This is a genomic window from Frankia sp. CcCS3 (genome assembly GCF_977927575.1).
Genome location: NZ_CDWRCL010000352.1, coordinates 1 through 2,752, shown reverse-complemented (window position 1 = coordinate 2,752; position 2,752 = coordinate 1). Strand labels below are relative to the sequence as shown.

The following is a 2,752-nucleotide window of genomic DNA, read 5'->3' as shown; positions in this document are numbered from 1 at the left end:
ACGGCCGGCCTTCGATCTTCGCCTCGTGGCGGGCCGGGCACCGGTCGGCGTCCTCCCAGGACGTGCGGGAGGTTCGTGACGCTTCCGGTCTTCCGGTCTTCCGGGCCGTCAGCACCCCGCCCTGTCGGTGGCATCGCCCGTCAGCGGCCGGGAGCGGCGAGAAAGACCCGACCGGTGCCGGTGAGGGTCAACGCGGCGGATCCGGCCAGCAGGGCGGACCGGCCCCCGCGCAACTCCACCGGGGCGACGGTCGTCCCGTTGTCGGCGGTGCCGGTCACCCGGACCGCACCCTCGATGGCCAGCAGCACCACGGGCCGTCCCACGTTCAGGGCGCCGCCGGTGCAGATCGCCTCGGTGAGGGCGAAGTCCCCGACGGGGACGTCCCAGCCGCGGAGCAGACCACCGGGGGAGACCGCGAGAGTACAGGGCATGAGGATCGGCGCCGCGCTCGGAGTGGGATCAAGGATGCGCAGGAGCTCGTCGACATCGATGTGCTTGGGGGTGAGCCCGCCGCGCAGCACGTTGTCCGAGGTCGCCATGATCTCGATACCCAGGCCGGAGACGTAGGCGTGGAGCAGCCGCGCGGGCTGGAAGAGCCCCTCCCCGGGGCGCAGGGTGACGTCGTTCAGCAACAGGGCGGCCGCGATCCCGACGTCGCCCGGGTGCGCGGCCGCGAGCAGACCGATCAGGTCGGCCGCCCGCGCGACGTCATCGGCTTCGACGCCGTCCGCCGCGACGCCGTCCGCCGCGGCCCTGTCCGTCGCCGTGTCGTCCGTTTCGGCGCTGGGCGTCCCCGGCGCTGCCGCGTCGTGCGGGCCGGCGGCGAGCCGGCGGGCCGTCGCCACGAGGTCGCGGACGAGGTCACGGGCGGGTTCGCGCGGCATGGTCAGCAGGGAGCGGAGCACCTGCGCGGCGCCGCCCGAGGGATCGTCGGCCAGTGGTCGGAAGGCGGCGGTGAGGGCCGGTGAGCCCAGCCGGGCGACGATGGCGAGGGTCCGGCCGGGATCACGTACGCCGGCGAGAGCCCGAAACGGGGACAGTGCGACGATTAGTTCGGGCTTGTGATTCCGGTCACGGTAACGCCGACGCGGATCGCCCAGGCCGAGACCGGCCGCGTCGTCCGCGTCGAAGCCGGCCCGGGCCTGCGCCAGGTCCGGGTGCACCTGCAGCGACAGCGCCTTCTCGGCGGCCAGTACCTTGAGCAGGAACGGCAGCTGACCGACGAGGTTGGTGGCCGGACGGCGGATGCCGTCGTCCTCGGCGAGGGCCGTCGCCACCGGATGGGTGCCGAGCCACAGCTCCGCGACCGGCTCGCCGGTCGCGACCGCCCCGAGCAGGTTCGGAATCGCGGTCGGGGACCCCCAGGCGTACGACTGCGCCTGACCGTGCAGTGGCAGGATCCGGGCGCCGGAGGCCGTCGCCCGAGCGGCCTCGTTCCTGGTGGTCACGGTGTTCCTGGTGGTCACGGTCTCCCTCGCGTGGTGGGTGTCCTGCGGCCGGCCAGCCACCGCGGCTCGGCTGTTCCTCGCTGTTACTCGTCGCCCCAGCCGTGGCCCTCCGGGTCGATCACGGCGGGGTCGACCCCCATCATCTCAGCCATCTCGTGGATGATCGCATCGAGGACGAGCTCGGCCAGGTCCTCGCTGTCGACGGCCCGCGCCTCGATCGGGCGGCGGTAGACGACGATGCGCCGCGGGGTGCCCGACCGACCCCTGCCGCTGGCCGGCTGGTAACGAGCGAGCGGGATCTCGTCGTCGGTCACCGCCACCGGCGGTACGTCCTCGACGGCGAACTCGACGTCCGCGAGTTCGGTGGACCACCGGTGGTCGAGATGCTCGACGGCGTCCAGGACGAGATCGTCGAAGCGGTCGCCGCGGGTGGCGTAGGCGGGCACGTCCGGCGGAAGAAGAGTGCCCCGGATTCCACGGCCGCGCCGGTCGCGCCGCCGCCGTGGCGGGATCGGCCGGGCGACTGCCGGGAACCGCTCGGGCTCGCTCACCCTGTCAGCGTAGCGTTCAAGGATGGACGGTCGTCCGTCGATCGCGGTGAACTCCGCGCCGCTTCCGGCATCGCTCGGAGTGGTGCGCCGATCCGTGGGCGCGGTAACGACGGTTTCCGGTCACATCCCTGCGTTTCATCCCCTATCGCTACCAGCTCGAGGACGGTCCATGATCTCAAAATCGCTCTGGATACGTGCTAAAAGAGGGATATTGTATGCGGGCCGCGATGGCATGGTCGACGCCGCGTGACGATTAGTCGTCGCGCCACGCGACACGACCCGAGGTGGTGGCCGTCGTCCGTTCCGGGGGCTACCGTCCGGAACGTGAAGCCTCGGCGCTGCTCCCGCTCGGCCTGTTCCGCAGCCGCGGTCGCCACGCTCACGTACGCCTACGCGGAGTCCACGGCGGTGTTGGGCCCGCTCTCCCCGTACGTCGAACCACACTCCTACGATCTGTGCGGCACCCACGCGGATCGGCTCACCGTGCCGCTTGGCTGGGCTGTGGTCCGGCTCGAGGCCGAGGCGCCCCGTGAGGGGGGTCGTGAGGTGGCCGGGGACGACCTGGAAGCCCTTGCGGACGCCGTGCGTGAGGCGTCCCGGCGGGGAGGGTCGGAGCCCCCGCAGGGTCCGCAGGCCCCACCCCCGGGTGGCCGGCGGGGTCACCTGCGGGCCGTTCCCAGTCCGTCCTGATCCGGAGCGATCCCACCTCTCGGCCGTCCCGGTCATGTGGTCGTCCCGATCTTCCGTTTGTCC

The 2,752-nt window shown here is 72.5% G+C and carries 3 protein-coding genes; 1 reads left to right on the top strand and 2 read right to left on the bottom strand.

What is annotated here, in order from left to right:
* Positions 1–140: 140 nt before the first annotated feature.
* Together manA and AC08OQ_RS19070 are read right to left on the bottom strand one after the other, a co-directional pair.
* Positions 141–1,448: a mannose-6-phosphate isomerase, class I gene (manA, locus tag AC08OQ_RS19075; RefSeq protein WP_476602401.1), complete on the bottom strand. Its 1,308-nt coding sequence runs from the start codon at positions 1,446–1,448 to the stop codon at positions 141–143.
* A gap of 83 nt (positions 1,449–1,531) precedes the next feature.
* A complete protein-coding gene (locus AC08OQ_RS19070; RefSeq protein WP_476602400.1) occupies positions 1,532–1,999 on the bottom strand; it encodes a metallopeptidase family protein in 468 nt (155 codons plus the stop codon).
* A gap of 324 nt (positions 2,000–2,323) precedes the next feature.
* Between AC08OQ_RS19070 and AC08OQ_RS19065 the strand changes: the two genes are divergently transcribed.
* Entirely contained in the window at positions 2,324–2,689 is a 366-nt protein-coding gene (locus AC08OQ_RS19065; protein WP_462188238.1) for a DUF3499 domain-containing protein, read from the top strand.
* Positions 2,690–2,752: the final 63 nt, after the last annotated feature.